Raw genomic sequence first — 13,438 nt, forward strand, 5'->3', positions numbered from 1 at the left:
AGGGGTTAGGCATGACGGAGATCCGACACCAATACGCGACAGTGGGGGCGCATCGCGTCTTCTACCGCGAGGCGGGGGCCCGCGAGGCGCCCACGCTCGTACTCCTGCACGGATTCCCCTCCAGTTCGCGCATGTTCCGCCACCTCATTCCGGCGCTGGCCGATCGATTCCACGTCATCGCCCCCGACCACCTCGGCTTCGGCAACTCCGATACCCCGCCCGTGGACGCGTTCACCTACACCTTCGACTCCCTGACCGACATCACCGAAGCCCTTCTGGCCCAGCTCGGCGTCACCCGCTATGCCGTGTACGTCCAGGACTACGGCGCACCCATCGGCTGGCGGCTGGCCCTGCGCACCCCTGACGCGATCACCTCGGTGATCACGCAGAACGGCAACGCCTACGAGGAGGGCTTCGTACCGGAATTCTGGAAGCCCATATGGGCGTACTGCGAGAATCCAGGCCCCCGGACCGAATCCGCCGTCCGTACCGCCCTCTCGCTCGACGCCATTCGCTGGCAGTACCTGCACGGAGTGGACCGGCCCGAACTGGTCGACCCCGACGCCTGGGCCGCCGACCACCGCGAGGTCAACCGGCCGGGCAACGACCTCGTGCAGCTCGCCCTGTTCCGCGACTACGCCGGCAACCCGCCCCTCTACCCTCAGGTGCACGCCTACTTCCGGGACCGCCAGGTACCCCTCCTCGCGGTCTGGGGGGCGAACGACGAGATCTTCGGCCCGGACGGAGCACGCGCCTTCGCCAGGGATCTGCCCGACGCGGAGATCCACCTGGTCCCCGGCGGTGGGCACTTCCTGCTCGAAAGCCACCTGGATACCGTTGCCGGCTACGTTCGCGGGTTCCTGACCGTCGCCGGATCACCAGCGTGAAGCCCGGGCAACGTTCACCCCGTTCATGACTTTCTGCGTCACGCTTTGGCGCCGCCGGATCGGCTCCTCCTGACCATCCCCGGCGTCGGCGTGCGTGCCGCCCCGGGCGCCCTCACCGAGAGCGCACGAGCGCGGACGCCAGGCTGCGTGATCGGCGGTGGGCGCGGTGTGGCTGATACGCGCGTTCCCTACCAGATCCGGGACCCAGGGGCCCCATGGGCCCCAGCGCTCGAAGATCCCCGGCGCACCGGATCGGCCAGGCTCTGGAGGACCGCGGCGCGCGCTGCACCATCCTCGGCAGGAAGGCAGCCGTCGGACAGCTCACGCCCGGCCGGCGCACCGGCGAGACTCCTGGTGCCGGTTGGCGGTGCGCCGTGTAGGCGGTGCGTTTCGGCTGGCGCCGCGGCGTTGTGATCGGGTCAGGGTGTGCAGGCGGCGTGGCGAGGCGGGTCCGGCAGGTAGGCGGAGCGTTCCTGGCGGGTCAGGTCGCGGTTGACGGTGCGGCAGATTCTGCGGATGGCTTCTTCGGGGGCCGGTACGTCCAGCCGCCACAGGTGCGCCTTGTTGTCCGACTGGCCGATGGCGAGCGTACGTCCGTCGGGGCTGACGGCCATCGAGGTCACCCGCCAGCCGCGGCCGGGCAGGGTCATGCGGGGCTGGGCCGAGTCGATGTCCCACAGCCGGACGGTGCGGTCGTCGCCGCCGGTGGCCAGGGTGCGGCCGTCCGGGGTGAAGAGGATGGCCCGTACGGGGCCGGTGTGGCCGGTCAGAACGGTGCGGATCCTGCCGGTCGCGGTGTCCCGCAACCGGATGGTGCCGTCCGAGCCGCCCGAGGCCAGGGTCTCCCCGTCCGGGCTGAAGGCCACGGCCCACACCGTGTCCCGGTGCCCGCTCAGGGTCGCGCTCAGCCGTCCGGTGGCCACGTCCCACAGCCGTACCTTGTGATCGTCGCCACCGGTGGCCAGGGTACGGCCGTCCGGGCTGAAGGCCACGGCCACCGCGGTCGGCGCGAACCGACCGAGGGTCGTCCGCAGTCGGCCGCGGGCCGTGTCCCAGAGGCGGATCCTGTCGGTCATTCCGCCGGTGGCCAGCGTGCGGCCGTCGGGGCTGAACGCCACGGCGAACACGCTGCCTTCGGCGTCGAGGGCCGCGCTCTTACGGCCGGTGGCGGTGTCCCACAGCCGGACCGTTGCGTCCTCGCTGCCGGTGGCCAGGGTACGCCCGTCCGGACTGAACGCCACGGCCAGCACTGCGCGGCTGTGGCCGCCCAGAACGGCCTGTGAGCGGCCGGTCCGCGTGTCCCACAGCCGCGCGGTGCCCTCGTCGCTGCCGGTGGCCAGGGCGTGTCCGTCGGGACTGAATGCCACGGAGGTCACGTCGCCGGTGTGTCCGGCGAGCGTCGTGCGGGCCTGGGGGCGGCGGACGTCCCACAGCCACAGCGCGCCGTCGGCGCTGCCGGTGGCCAAGGTCCGGCCGCCGGGGCTGAAGGCAATCGCTGTCGTGCCGCCGGTGTGGCCGCTCAGGGCTGCGCCGGACTTGCCGGTCCGTGTCTCCCACAGCCGTACGGTGCCGTCGTCGCTGCTGGAGGCCAGCGTGCGGCCGTCGGGACTGAACGCCACCGACGTGGCGGCGTCGGTGTGGCCGCTGAGCACCGCGCGGGTGGCGCCGTCGGCCGGGGCGCGCAGCCGCACCGTGCCGTCGTCGCTGCCGGTGGCCAAGGTCCGCCCGTCAGGGCTGAACGCCAGGGTCGCCACCACGTCCGTACGGTCGGTGAGGGTGGTGCGGGGGTCGCCGGTGACCGCGTCGCGCAGTTTGACCGCGCCGTCGTCGCCGGCCGTGGCCAGGGTGCGCCCGTCCGGGCTGAAGGCGACCGCCTTGATGCGGTCGCTGTGGTCGGTGAGGACGGTACGGGTGATGTGCCGCCTGGTGTCCCACAGGCGCACCGTGGTGTCCCAGCCGCCGGTGGCCAGAGTGCGCCCGTCCGGGCTGAAGGCCATCGAGGTCGCGGCGCCGGCGTGGCCGGAGAGCGTGGCCCGTACCGTGCCGGTGGCGGTGTCCCGCAGTCGTACGGTGCCGTCGCCGCCGGCCGTGGCCAGGATGCGGCCGTCGGGGCTGAAGGCCACCGTGTTCACGCCGGTGTGGTCGCCGGCGGTGGAGGCGGCGAAGACGGTACGGGGACGGCCGGTGTCCGCGTCCCACAGCCGTACGGTGTCGTCGTCACCGCCGGAGGCCATGATGCGGCCGTCGGGACTGAACGCCACTGTCTTCACGTCCTGGGTGTGGCCGTTGAGGCGGCGGCGCGCGGGCAGGGCGGCCGCGGCGAAGACGCTGGCGGCGGCCTCGGCGGTGGGGCGGATGCGGTAGGCGTGGACGGCCAGGAGGGAGGCCAGGTCGGGGTGGTCACTGAGCAGCGTGGCCGACCGGGCGGCCAGTTGCTGCGACAGCGCCGTACGACGCTGGTCCTCGCTGCTGCGGTACTGCACGAAAGCGACCGTGCCCGCGACCAGGGCGAGGACCAGCAGCACGGCCAGCGAAGCGGCCGCCTGGCGCAGACGGCGGGTGGTGCGGGTCGCCGCGCGCTGCTCCTCTTGGTGAGCGGTGATGGCGGCGGTCAGGAACTCCTCTTCCAGCGGGGCGAGATCGCCGTGGGCGCTGGAGGTGGCGAACGCCTCGCGGGCCGTGGCCAGACGGGTTCCGCGGTACAGCGCCCCCGGGTCACGGTCCAAAGCGGTCCACGCGGCGGCGGCCTCGGTCAGGTGGCGGTGTGCGAGCAGGCGTTCGCGGTGATCGTCGACCCACTTCTGCAGCCGGGGCCACGAGGTGATCAGCGCCTCGTGGGACAGGTGGACGCTGCCCTCCTCCGTGGTCACCAGGCGGGCGCCGGCCAAGCGCTCCAGTACCCGGGCGGTGGTGGGGCCATCGGCGTCCAGCTCCGCGCGGGACGCGGGACGGCGGGTGTCCGGGCGCCCCTGCCCCGGGGCGATGAGGCGCAGGAGGATACGGCGGGCCGCACGGGCCTGCACGGGAGTCAGGCCCGTGTAGAAATTCTCGGCACTCTGGGCGACGGCACCGCGGATGCCGCCGGCGGCCTCGTATGCCTCAAGCGTCAGGGTACGACCGCGTCGGCGCCGCCATGTCTCCAGCAGGGCGTGCGAAAGCAGCGGCAGACCGCCCGGCTCCTGGCCCACCTCCTGGATCAGGCGGGCGGTCAGCGGGCGCTCGACGAACAGACCGGCGGCCGCGGCGGGTTTGACGATCACCTGGCGCAGCTCGGCCGGGCTCATCGGAGCGACCGCCACGGTGGACCCGGCCACGGCGGCGGCCAGCTCGGGCAGCTCCAGCAGGCGTCCGTAGAAATCGGCCCGCATGCCCAGCACCACGCGCAGCTTGCTGTCCGCCGACCGGGCGGCCAGCAGCAGGGCGAGGAATCCGGCCCGCTGGCGCGGGTCGTGGCAGAGCGTGAAAAGTTCCTCGAACTGGTCCACGATCAGCCACGTCTCCCCCGGCCCGTCCTCCCCGGCGGCCGGAACGCAGCGGGCACGGTGAGTGTGCAACGGCCGGGGCCCCGGGGTCAGCAGGCGCAGCGCCGCGGGCCGGCCGGCCGGGTCGTCGAGGTGCTGCAGCCGGGGCACCAGACCGGCCCGCAGCAGCGAGGACTTGCCGCTGCCGGACGGGCCCGTCACCATCGTCACGCGGTGCGCGAGCGCGGCGTCCACCAGCGTGGCCACAAGGGCCTGTCGGCCGAAGAACCGTTCCTCGTCGGCTGTCTCGAACCGGGCCAGCCCTCGGTACGGCGGCTCGCCCTCCTCCTGCGCCTGCTCCAGAGGAACGGCCGCCGCCTCGCGCGCGGCCCGCCGCCAGCGCTCCTCCCACTCCCCCTCTTCTCCGCCACAGGCCCGGACATACGCCAGGATCGTGGGCAGCGAGGCGAGTTGCTCGCCGGACGCGGCCCGCGACAGCGTGGGAGCCGAGCATTCGGTCCGCTGCGCCATCGCCCGGTAGGTGATTCCCCCGGCCTCCCGGCGCAGCGTGCGCAGTTCGTGGGCGAAGCGCTGCACCGGGCCCGCCGCCGGATCCAGGGGAAGTTCCCGGCGTCCCATCCGTGCCTGCCCTTCCTCCGCGATCACTGTCCGCCCACCCCAGCACGGGCCGCTCGTTGCACAGAAGACGCCCGTCAGCCAACTGCGGTTTCCGCTCAAGCGCCGTGCGTTTTTGATTCATCGCAGGTGGCGGTCCTGCGCATCAAAGTCGGGCCGCGAGAACCTGGAGACGCGACGCGGCCGGTGGGCCCGGCACGGGTTGCGGCACAGCGCCGGAGGTGTGGAGCGGCACGGGGGTGCGGCACAACGATGGGGGTGTGACGCAACGCGGGCACAGCCCGCCGGCCCGGCGCAACGCGGGGCACGGCCCGCCGACTCGCGGCCGCGCACGGCGGGCAGGGGTGTCCGGCGGTTTGCGTCACCCGGCTGCGGTCGAAGCGGCACTGCGTCAGCGCTGAGACCGACATCCGGTCTCGCACCCGGTCTCGCACCCGGACACAGGCCCTCAGTCGGGCCGCTTCTTCGTACGTCCGGCCCTCGTCCGGCCCTCGTCCAGCCCTCCGCCAGGTCATCACCTGCCGCCCTGCCCGTCCCGTCCGCAGTTGCCAGCGCCCAGGCCGGTCAACGTCGCGCGGCGCCAGCCGACCGTACGCGCGTTTCTGGTCTCTCACTGGACGCCCCGCCTCGTGGCAGCGCGACGCGCTCCCCCATTCATCGTCCGACTGGATCCGACCAGACGATGCATTCAGAGTCACCCATACCGGTGGTAATACTGCGAGGCTCTGGTGTTGATCCAGAATCCTGCATTCTGCTGGTAGCGACTCCAGTCCTGGGGACCATTCAGAAGGAGGGGCAGTTATGCGCCGGATGACGAACTCTTCGACTCTGCGACGCTCGGGGCAAGGTGCCGCAGCTCGCAGTGTTTTCGCTTCTCTGGTTGCGCTGGGCATGGGGTTCATGGGCCCGGTCACGCGCGCGGAAGCTGATTCCCTGGAGGGCGTCACCGTCATGATCAGGAGTAAGGACACCGGCCGATGTCTCTACATGGACAAATCCCATGTAGCCACAGCCGGATGCAACTGGTCGGCCCCGAATCAAAGGTGGCGGATTTTGGACGGGCACAAAGGCCGGTACCACATCAAAAACGTTGACCGTGGAGACTGCCTGGGCGGGTTCCCCTTGAACAACAACGAGGTCTTCGTGGGGTACTGCGACGACCACAACAAATGGTTCATCAACGGGAAGGTGATGGAAGCGTCGATCTTCATGCAGAGCTCATTCTTGAGGGCTTGTTTGGACGGCACCTCGGATGGCTCGGCCTTCACCTGGGCGTGCCACGACACCGATCGTCAGCGATGGGCGCTACTCAAGGTGTAGCGCGTCAAGGACCTGCGGCAACGAGGTGCGCTCCGAGGTGAGCGCGGCGACGAACGAGTACTTGGTCCTGGAAGTCACTGTTGCGACGGGGCGGGCGGAGTCGAACATGGCTGTGCCTGTGCGCCCGCCCCATCACCGCAGGAGGGACATCAGCCATGACGATCAGCTCGGAGCCGAGTGCGGACAGTCTGGCCGCGATCGAAGCGAGGATCGACCAGCGCCGGGACCAGTACGCGCTGCCCGAAGGGCATATCGCGGAGGCGGCCTCACCGTGGCTCCCCTTCGCCCCCCAGGTGATGATCAAACATCTGACGTTCGACGTCCGCGGCAGCTCGGCCGCGAACGTCCTGTGGGTGCAGGCCGGCGGAGCCCTGGGGCGCCACCGCCACCGCGGCCCCGTCTCGGGCTATGTGCTCGACGGCAGCTGGCGCTACCTGGAGTACGACTGGGTCGGCCGGCCCGGCGACTTCATCCGGGAAAGTCCGGGGCGCACCCACACCCTGGTCTCCGACGAGGGCATGAAGACCGTCTTCTGGCTGAACGGCCCGGTGGAGTTCCTGGACGAGCAGGGCAGGGTGACGGAGGTGATCGATGTCTTCTGGTTCATCGACCACTACGAGCGCGGCTGCCAGGAGCAGGGCATCCCGGTCAACCGGGCGCTCTATCTGTGACCCCGGCCCCAAGCGCGGTACGGACGCCCGGCCGCGGCTTCGGAGTTCCGGTCAGCGAACGCCCGCGAAGGCGGAGTTGGCGACGGCCATGACGTAGGGCCGTACGGAGGAGGCGGGGGCGGATGCGGTGTCGGTGGGGTTGAGGGAGTAGACCAGGCGGCGCTTCAGGTCGCGGGTGGCGAAGACGCCGTTGGTCCACCCGGGCAGGGAGCCGGTCTTGCCCCATACGGTGACGCCGCTGTCGAGGGTGAACCGCATCAGGCCACCGGCGCTGAAGCAGCTCGTTCCGCCAACGCAGTTGGTGTTGGTCGGCGCGCTGGGCACATCGGGCACGGCGAACACCAGCTTCTGCTGCGCGGGCCGGAGGAGCCGGCCGCGGAACAGGGCGGTCATGAACCGGTCCAGATCGGCGGCGGTAGAGATCATTCCGCCCTCGGCCCAGGCCCAGGGACTCTGCTCGGTCACCTCGTCGGCGCCGACGTACACACGAGCGCGCGGCGCGGGAACGGACATGTCGTCCCGCGAGGGGAGGCTGGTGTTCCGCAGTCCCAGCGGCCGGATGATGCGGCGGGTGAGTTCGTCCTCGAAGGTTCGGCCGGTCACCTTTTCGACCAGCAGGCCGACCACGAAGGTGTTGACGCCGTTGTACTGCTGGACCGTGCCGGGCGCGGGTGGCGTGCCCGCTCCCTGGTTCCTGGCGGCCGCCGCGAAGGCGTTGCGTACCACCTCGTACGGCGAAAGGCTCTTCCGCCACCAGCCGGGCCCGTCAGCAGGTCCGGGCGTGCCGGCCGGAGCCGGCAGGCCGCTGGTGTGGTCCAGGAGCTGGCGCACGGTGACGGCGCCGTACGCGGCCGGGACGAGGCGGGGCAGGTAGCGCCGGACGGGCGTGTCGACGCCGAGCCGCTGCTCGGCGGCCAACTGGAGCACGACCGTGCTGGTGAACGCCTTCGTCACGCTGCCGATACGGAAGTGAGCGTCACGGGGCACCTGCCCAGCGGTTCCGGTCCACGGCATCCCCTGGCCATGCCCCGTCACCCTGACCAGGGCCCCGGCGACAGCGGGGTCGGGCAGGCGGGCGAGCAGCTTCCGCGTGGGTGCAGGGTCGAACGGGGCAGCAGGGGACGCCTGTGGAACTGGAACCACGGTAGGTGCGGACGCAGCGGGCGCGCCCGCACCGGCTGTGATCGCGGCGAGGAGCACGCCGGTCACGGTCAGGCTGCGTACGCGTAAGGAAGGAAGGTGACGCATCGGGCTGCTCCCAGAGGTGGTGGCCACAGAGCCAGGAAACGGTGAACCGCCCGTAACTCTCCCTGCCGCGGCACCGGATGCCATCCGTGATCACCATGAGCGGTCCCCGAGACACCTCCGAGTCACCCCTGAGAAGCCCCCCTACGCGCACCGCACAGCGCCCGTCCCCCACCTGCGCCTGCCCGCGGGCTTAACCGAGCGCCTCGGCCCGGTACGGCTTCGGGCCCGTTACGCGTCACCGGCGGCGGCACCGGAGCGCGGCACCGTCCTCGAAGCCGAAGCTGGAGCCGGGGCCGGGCCCGAAGCTGGAGCCGGGCCCGAAGCAGGAGCCCAAGCCGGAGCCACGACCAGCGGCAGATATACGTCATCGATGATCTCGATGATGGTCTCGTCCTCGACGGGAGCCCCGAACAGCAGGAACTCGTTGCGCAGCAGGTCGGTGGCGACGGAGGCCCGCCGCGAGCCCGGCACCCACTCCTCGATCTCGCCGCGCTCGACGGCCCGCCGCAGGATGGACCGGCCCACCACCGGGCCGACGGTGTGCAGGCGCTCGCGGATCAGCCTGGCGAACTCCGGGTCGCGGGTCATCTCCGCGAGCAGGCCGCGCAGGATGCCGCCCATCGGTGTGGCCATCTTGGCGGACATCTGCCGCAGCAGGGCGATCATGTCGCCGCGCAGCGTGCCGGTGTCGGGCACGTCCATCTCGGAGATACCGCGCATTTTGCAGGCGTCCAGGACCAGTTCGGCACGGCCGGTCCATCGGCGGTAGAGGGCGGCCTTGCTCGTACGGGCGCGGGCGGCGACGCGTTCCATGGTCAGCGCGGCGTAGCCCACCTCGGCCAGTTCGTCCAACGCCGCGTCCAGGATGGCGTTTTCCAGCTCCTCGCCGCGGCGCCGCGGCCCTTTGCGGTGGTCGGCGGCCGGTGGGGAGGTCCGGTCGTCGGTGTTCGGTGACAGCGTGACTCCTCGAAGTGGGAACAGTATGCCGAGAGAACGTTGCGTTCCCTAAAGGGACACTCTAGCCTGCCAGTTAGAGAACTGACCGTTCTTTAAGAGGCTGTCAGAACCTTCGAGGGGACCGATGACCGAGACCACCGCAATGCTCCCCACCACCGACGCCCCCGCCTTCCCCAGCAACCGCACCTGCCCGTACCAATTGCCCGACTCCTACAAGCGGCTGCGCGACGAGCAGGACGCGCTGCGGCCGGTCACCCTTTACGACGGCCGCCAGGCCTGGGTGGTGACCACCCACGAGACCGCCCGCAAGCTGCTCGCCGACCCCCGGCTGTCCTCCGACCGCACCCACCCGGGGTTTCCGGCCACCTCCCCCCGCCTGGAAGCGCTGCGCGACCGCCGTCCCGCCTTCATCGGCATGGATCCGCCCGAGCACGGCACTCAACGCCGGATGACGATCAGCGAGTTCACCGTCAAACGCATCAAGGGGATGCGCCCCGACATCGAGCGCATCGTCCACGGCTTCCTCGACGAGATGCTCGCCGCGGGCCCGCCCGCCGACCTGGTCAGCCAGTTCGCGCTGCCGGTGCCCTCCATGGTGATCTGCCGGCTGCTGGGCGTCCCGTACGCCGATCACGACTTCTTCCAGAGCGCCAGCGGGCGTCTGGTGCAGTCCACGGACGTGGCGGAAACGACCGGAGCACGCGACGAACTGGAGCGCTACTTCGACGAACTGATCACCGGTCTGGAGGCCGATCCCGGAACCGGACTGCTCGGCGCCCTGGTCAGCCGGCAGCTCGCACAGCGCACGACCGACCGCGAAGAACTGATCTCCAACGCGATGCTCCTGCTCGTCGCCGGCCACGAGACCACCGCGTCGATGACCTCCCTCAGCGTCATCACCCTGCTCGAACACCCCGAGCAGCACGCCGCCCTGCGCGCTGATCCGAGCCTCGTCCCCGGCGCCGTCGAAGAACTGCTGCGCTACCTCGCCATCGCCGACATCGCGGGCGGCCGCGTCGCCACCGCCGACATCGAGATCGGCGGGCAGCTCATCCGGGCCGGTGAGGGCGTGATCGTCATGAACTCCATCGCCAACCGTGACGCGGACGTCTTCGAGGACCCCGACACCTTCGACATCCGTCGCTCGGCCCGGCGCCACCTCGCCTTCGGCTACGGCGTCCACCAATGCCTGGGCCAGAACCTCGCCCGTCTCGAACTCGAAATCATCCTGACCGCGTTGTTCGAGCGCATTCCCACCCTGCGGCTGGCCACCCCGGTCGAGCGCCTGGACCTGCGCCCCGGCACCACCATCCAGGGCGTCAACGAACTCCCCGTCACCTGGTGACCCCGGCGTGACCCCGGCGGAGGAGGAAACCATGAAGGTAACCGCCGACCGAACGGTCTGCGTCGGCGCCGGCATGTGCGCACTGTCCGCGCCCGCCGTCTTCGACCAGGACGAGGACGGCCTGGTCACGGTACTCGTCACCGAGCCCCCCGACGAAGGCGGCCGGGCCGCTGCCCTCGAAGCCAAACTCCTGTGTCCGTCCGGCGCCGTGAAAGTGGAGAGGTGATCCGGTAGGCCCGCCAGGAGTCGCGGACCGGGGCGGTCATCCGCCCCGGCTCCAGGCACCGGGAGGACACGATCGGGGTGGTGCTGACACCACCCCGATCAGTCGCGCGTCACGAGCACTCACAACGGATCACGGCGGATCACATCGGACCACGGCGGGCCACAACCGGATCACAACGGATCACAACGGCAGAACGACCCGTACGGTCAGGCCGCCGCCCTCGCGGGGCTGGGCGGTGGTGGTCCCGTCGTGGGCCCGTACCGCCGACCGCACGATGGTCAGACCGAGGCCGACGCCCTTGTCGCTGCCGGTGCGTTCGGTACGCAGGCGCCTGAAGGGCTCAAAGAGGTTTTCCACCTCGTAGGCCGGGACCGCCGGACCGGTGTTGGAGACCACCAGCACCGCACAGCCCTGCTGCAGCTCGGTGGTCACCTCCACCCAGCCCACCCGTCGCCCGCCGCCACCCTCCGCCGGAAGCGCTTCGCGCTGCCCCTCTTGCGGCACGTTGTAGCGCACCGCGTTCTGTACGAGGTTGAGCGCGATGCGTTCCAGCAGGACGCCGTTGCCCTGGACGAACGCCTGCTGGCGTGCGCCGCGGATCTCCACGCCCTTGGCCTGGGCCTCGGTACGGGTCTGCTCGACGGCCTGCGAGGCCACCTCGGCCAAATCGACCGGCTTCTTGTCGACGATCTTGTTCTCGCTGCGGGCGAGCAGCAGCAGGCCCTCCACCAGCCGCTCGCTGCGCTCATTGGTCGCCAGCAGCGTCTTGCCCAGCTGCGTCAGCTCCGCCGAGGCTCCGGGGTCGGCCAGCTGGACCTCCAGCAGCGTGCGGTTGATCGCCAGCGGCGTGCGCAGCTCGTGCGAGGCGTTGGCGACGAAGCGGCGCTGCGACTCGAAGGCCCGGTCCAGCCGGTCGAGCATCTCGTCGAAGGTGTCGGCCAGCTCCTTCAGCTCATCGTCCGGACCGCCCAGCTCGATACGCCGGTGCAGGTCCGAACCGGCCACCCGCTGCGCGGTCCGGGTGATACGGCCCAGCGGCGACAGGACCCGGCCGGCCATCGCATACCCGAAGGCGAACGCGACGACGGTCAGCCCGAGCAGCGCCAGCAGGGAACGGTTGAGGAAGGTCCGCAGCACCGAGGCGCGCTGGTCGCGGAGGCAGTTGCTGAGGGCCGCGTTGACATCGTCGATCGTGACGACCGACGACAGGTCCCGGCAGTTGACGTTGCCCAGGCTGATGGACGTACCGAAGACCCTGATCTCCGGGGTGCTCTCCTTGAGGGTGTTGGCCGCGAACATGTAGATGATCGCGAGCAGCACGACACCGGCCATCAGGAACATGCCGCCGTACAGCAGCGTCAGCCGTATCCGGATGGTCGGCCGGAACCATCGCACCGGTCTGAGCGCGGCTTCGGGACTCGTGGACGGCTTCGGGGGCAGGGTCACCGGCAGGTGCGGCTCGGCGGGGGCAGCCACGGCGGTCAGCCCCGGCGGCCCGGTGAAGCGGGCACGACGACCGGTACCGCGACAGGGAACGAGCCCACTGATGATCCTTCCTCAGGTGCCGCGCAGTGCGCGCCGGATGACAAATCCTGTTCATCCTGCACGCAGGTGTGGTAAATCGGCCGTAAGGGTGGGTGGGCTTCCCGGCTTCTTGGCCGGAACCGGCCTCTCCCCACAGGTCGCCGGTGAGGCTTCGGGGAGCCGGCGGCACCGGGCGGTGAAGGGTTCGCGCGCTACTGATCGACCGGCGGACCGGCGCGGCCCGCGGCAGGTGATGAGCCGGGAACGCGCTCGATACGCACGCCGCACCTGCCTCCTCGCAGGCGCCGGACGTCAGTCGACGTGTACCACCGGGCTGCGGGCCTCATCGATACCGGCCCAGTCCAGGGTGATCTGGAAGCGGCTGTGCACCGTCAGGTCCTTCGCCGCGATGACGGCGGGAGGCTGTCCGCGGTGCAGCTGGATCTCGCCGTCGCGGGAGACCAGGTGGTCCAGGGCGGCCCGCAGTTCGTCCGCGTCGAAGCCGGTGGCACGCTCCAGCCGTTGCAACGACGTGGAGAACTGCGCGGGGCTGCCCAGCGTGTGCGTGGCGTAGTCCAGCAGGGCGCGCTCGACCGGGTCGACGGCCTGGAACTTCCGGAGCCCGAGCAGGCTGTCGGCGATCTCGCCCGACAGCGGCAGCACGTCCTCCGGCCGGGGAAACCGATCGGGCATCGACCAGTACCCGCCACTGCGGTGCGTGATGCCCAGGCGCTCCATGACGGCTGCCAGCTCCCGCACCGTGGCCGGTACCGGGAACCCGGCAGCCCGCAGCGACTCCTCGCACCGCCGGCGGTGGACGCGGGCATCCTCCGTGATCTCCGCCGCTTCCTCCTGGCTGCCCGCGGCTTCGAGGCTCTCCTCGTCCAGCCACGCCACCGGGGACTCCAGCCCCTGGTCGCCGAGTCCGCGCGGGGTACGTCCGGGGTCGTCGCCGAAGACCTGCACGGCGATGGTGTCCAGGTCCCCCTCCAGCTGCCGGACCGTCGCGGTGCTGAACAGCATGGCCATCCACATGGCCTGGTGGGATGGCAGAACGTGCGGCCAGCCACTCTCGAACCAGTCGTTGTGCATGCACAGGTCACCCTCGCCTGGCTGTGGCGGGGCGGTGGTTCCAGCAGACATGTCGCTCTCCTTGTCGGTTC

The 13,438-nt window shown here is 70.8% G+C and carries 10 protein-coding genes; 5 read left to right on the forward strand and 5 right to left on the reverse strand.

Annotated elements, in window-relative coordinates; all coding sequences use genetic code 11:
* Positions 1 to 11: 11 nt before the first annotated feature.
* Positions 12 to 887: an alpha/beta fold hydrolase gene (locus tag A6A06_RS32075; protein WP_073766176.1), complete on the forward strand. Its 876-nt coding sequence runs from the start codon at positions 12 to 14 to the stop codon at positions 885 to 887.
* Positions 888 to 1,306: 419 nt separating this feature from the next.
* On the opposite strand, the gene A6A06_RS32080 is transcribed toward A6A06_RS32075, so the two are convergent.
* Positions 1,307 to 4,987 (reverse strand): nSTAND1 domain-containing NTPase, encoded by a 3,681-nt coding sequence (locus A6A06_RS32080; RefSeq protein ID WP_073766178.1) that lies wholly within the window; start codon positions 4,985 to 4,987, stop codon positions 1,307 to 1,309.
* Between the two features lie 798 nt (positions 4,988 to 5,785).
* Here A6A06_RS32080 and A6A06_RS32085 point away from each other — a divergent pair.
* Together A6A06_RS32085 and A6A06_RS32090 are read left to right on the forward strand one after the other, a co-directional pair.
* Positions 5,786 to 6,304 (forward strand): RICIN domain-containing protein, encoded by a 519-nt coding sequence (locus A6A06_RS32085; protein WP_079194494.1) that lies wholly within the window; start codon positions 5,786 to 5,788, stop codon positions 6,302 to 6,304.
* Positions 6,305 to 6,459: 155 nt separating this feature from the next.
* Positions 6,460 to 6,975, forward strand: coding sequence for a 2,4'-dihydroxyacetophenone dioxygenase family protein (locus tag A6A06_RS32090; RefSeq protein ID WP_073766182.1), 516 nt, complete (start codon positions 6,460 to 6,462; stop codon positions 6,973 to 6,975).
* 51 nt (positions 6,976 to 7,026) lie between these two features.
* Here the strand turns inward: A6A06_RS32090 and A6A06_RS32095 are convergent, their stop codons facing one another.
* Together A6A06_RS32095 and A6A06_RS32100 are read right to left on the reverse strand one after the other, a co-directional pair.
* Positions 7,027 to 8,223 (reverse strand): serine hydrolase domain-containing protein, encoded by a 1,197-nt coding sequence (locus A6A06_RS32095; protein ID WP_073766184.1) that lies wholly within the window; start codon positions 8,221 to 8,223, stop codon positions 7,027 to 7,029.
* A gap of 228 nt (positions 8,224 to 8,451) precedes the next feature.
* Positions 8,452 to 9,207 (reverse strand): TetR/AcrR family transcriptional regulator, encoded by a 756-nt coding sequence (locus A6A06_RS32100; RefSeq protein ID WP_338015972.1) that lies wholly within the window; start codon positions 9,205 to 9,207, stop codon positions 8,452 to 8,454.
* A 97-nt stretch (positions 9,208 to 9,304) separates the two neighbouring features.
* Between A6A06_RS32100 and A6A06_RS32105 the strand changes: the two genes are divergently transcribed.
* Together A6A06_RS32105 and A6A06_RS32110 are read left to right on the forward strand one after the other, a co-directional pair.
* Positions 9,305 to 10,525 (forward strand): cytochrome P450, encoded by a 1,221-nt coding sequence (locus tag A6A06_RS32105; RefSeq protein WP_073766188.1) that lies wholly within the window; start codon positions 9,305 to 9,307, stop codon positions 10,523 to 10,525.
* Between the two features lie 31 nt (positions 10,526 to 10,556).
* On the forward strand, positions 10,557 to 10,751 hold the full coding sequence (locus A6A06_RS32110) for a ferredoxin (RefSeq protein WP_073767108.1): 195 nt from the start codon (positions 10,557 to 10,559) through the stop codon (positions 10,749 to 10,751).
* A gap of 180 nt (positions 10,752 to 10,931) precedes the next feature.
* Here the strand turns inward: A6A06_RS32110 and A6A06_RS32115 are convergent, their stop codons facing one another.
* Together A6A06_RS32115 and A6A06_RS32120 are read right to left on the reverse strand one after the other, a co-directional pair.
* Positions 10,932 to 12,227 (reverse strand): sensor histidine kinase, encoded by a 1,296-nt coding sequence (locus A6A06_RS32115; RefSeq protein WP_073766190.1) that lies wholly within the window; start codon positions 12,225 to 12,227, stop codon positions 10,932 to 10,934.
* Between the two features lie 360 nt (positions 12,228 to 12,587).
* Entirely contained in the window at positions 12,588 to 13,418 is an 831-nt protein-coding gene (locus tag A6A06_RS32120; RefSeq protein ID WP_073766192.1) for a DUF6042 family protein, read from the reverse strand.
* Positions 13,419 to 13,438 lie beyond the last annotated feature (20 nt).

Source organism: Streptomyces sp. CB02923 (assembly GCF_001905005.1).
Taxonomy (GTDB): Bacteria; Actinomycetota; Actinomycetes; order Streptomycetales; family Streptomycetaceae; genus Streptomyces.

Coding starts and splice junctions, on each gene's coding strand:
- A6A06_RS32075 (WP_073766176.1), top strand. CDS start 12: ATGACGGAGATCCGACACCAATACGCGACAGTGGGGGCGCATCGCGTC.
- A6A06_RS32080 (WP_073766178.1), bottom strand. CDS start 4,987: ATGGGACGCCGGGAACTTCCCCTGGATCCGGCGGCGGGCCCGGTGCAG.
- A6A06_RS32085 (WP_079194494.1), top strand. CDS start 5,786: ATGCGCCGGATGACGAACTCTTCGACTCTGCGACGCTCGGGGCAAGGT.
- A6A06_RS32090 (WP_073766182.1), top strand. CDS start 6,460: ATGACGATCAGCTCGGAGCCGAGTGCGGACAGTCTGGCCGCGATCGAA.
- A6A06_RS32095 (WP_073766184.1), bottom strand. CDS start 8,223: ATGCGTCACCTTCCTTCCTTACGCGTACGCAGCCTGACCGTGACCGGC.
- A6A06_RS32105 (WP_073766188.1), top strand. CDS start 9,305: ATGACCGAGACCACCGCAATGCTCCCCACCACCGACGCCCCCGCCTTC.
- A6A06_RS32110 (WP_073767108.1), top strand. CDS start 10,557: ATGAAGGTAACCGCCGACCGAACGGTCTGCGTCGGCGCCGGCATGTGC.
- A6A06_RS32120 (WP_073766192.1), bottom strand. CDS start 13,418: ATGTCTGCTGGAACCACCGCCCCGCCACAGCCAGGCGAGGGTGACCTG.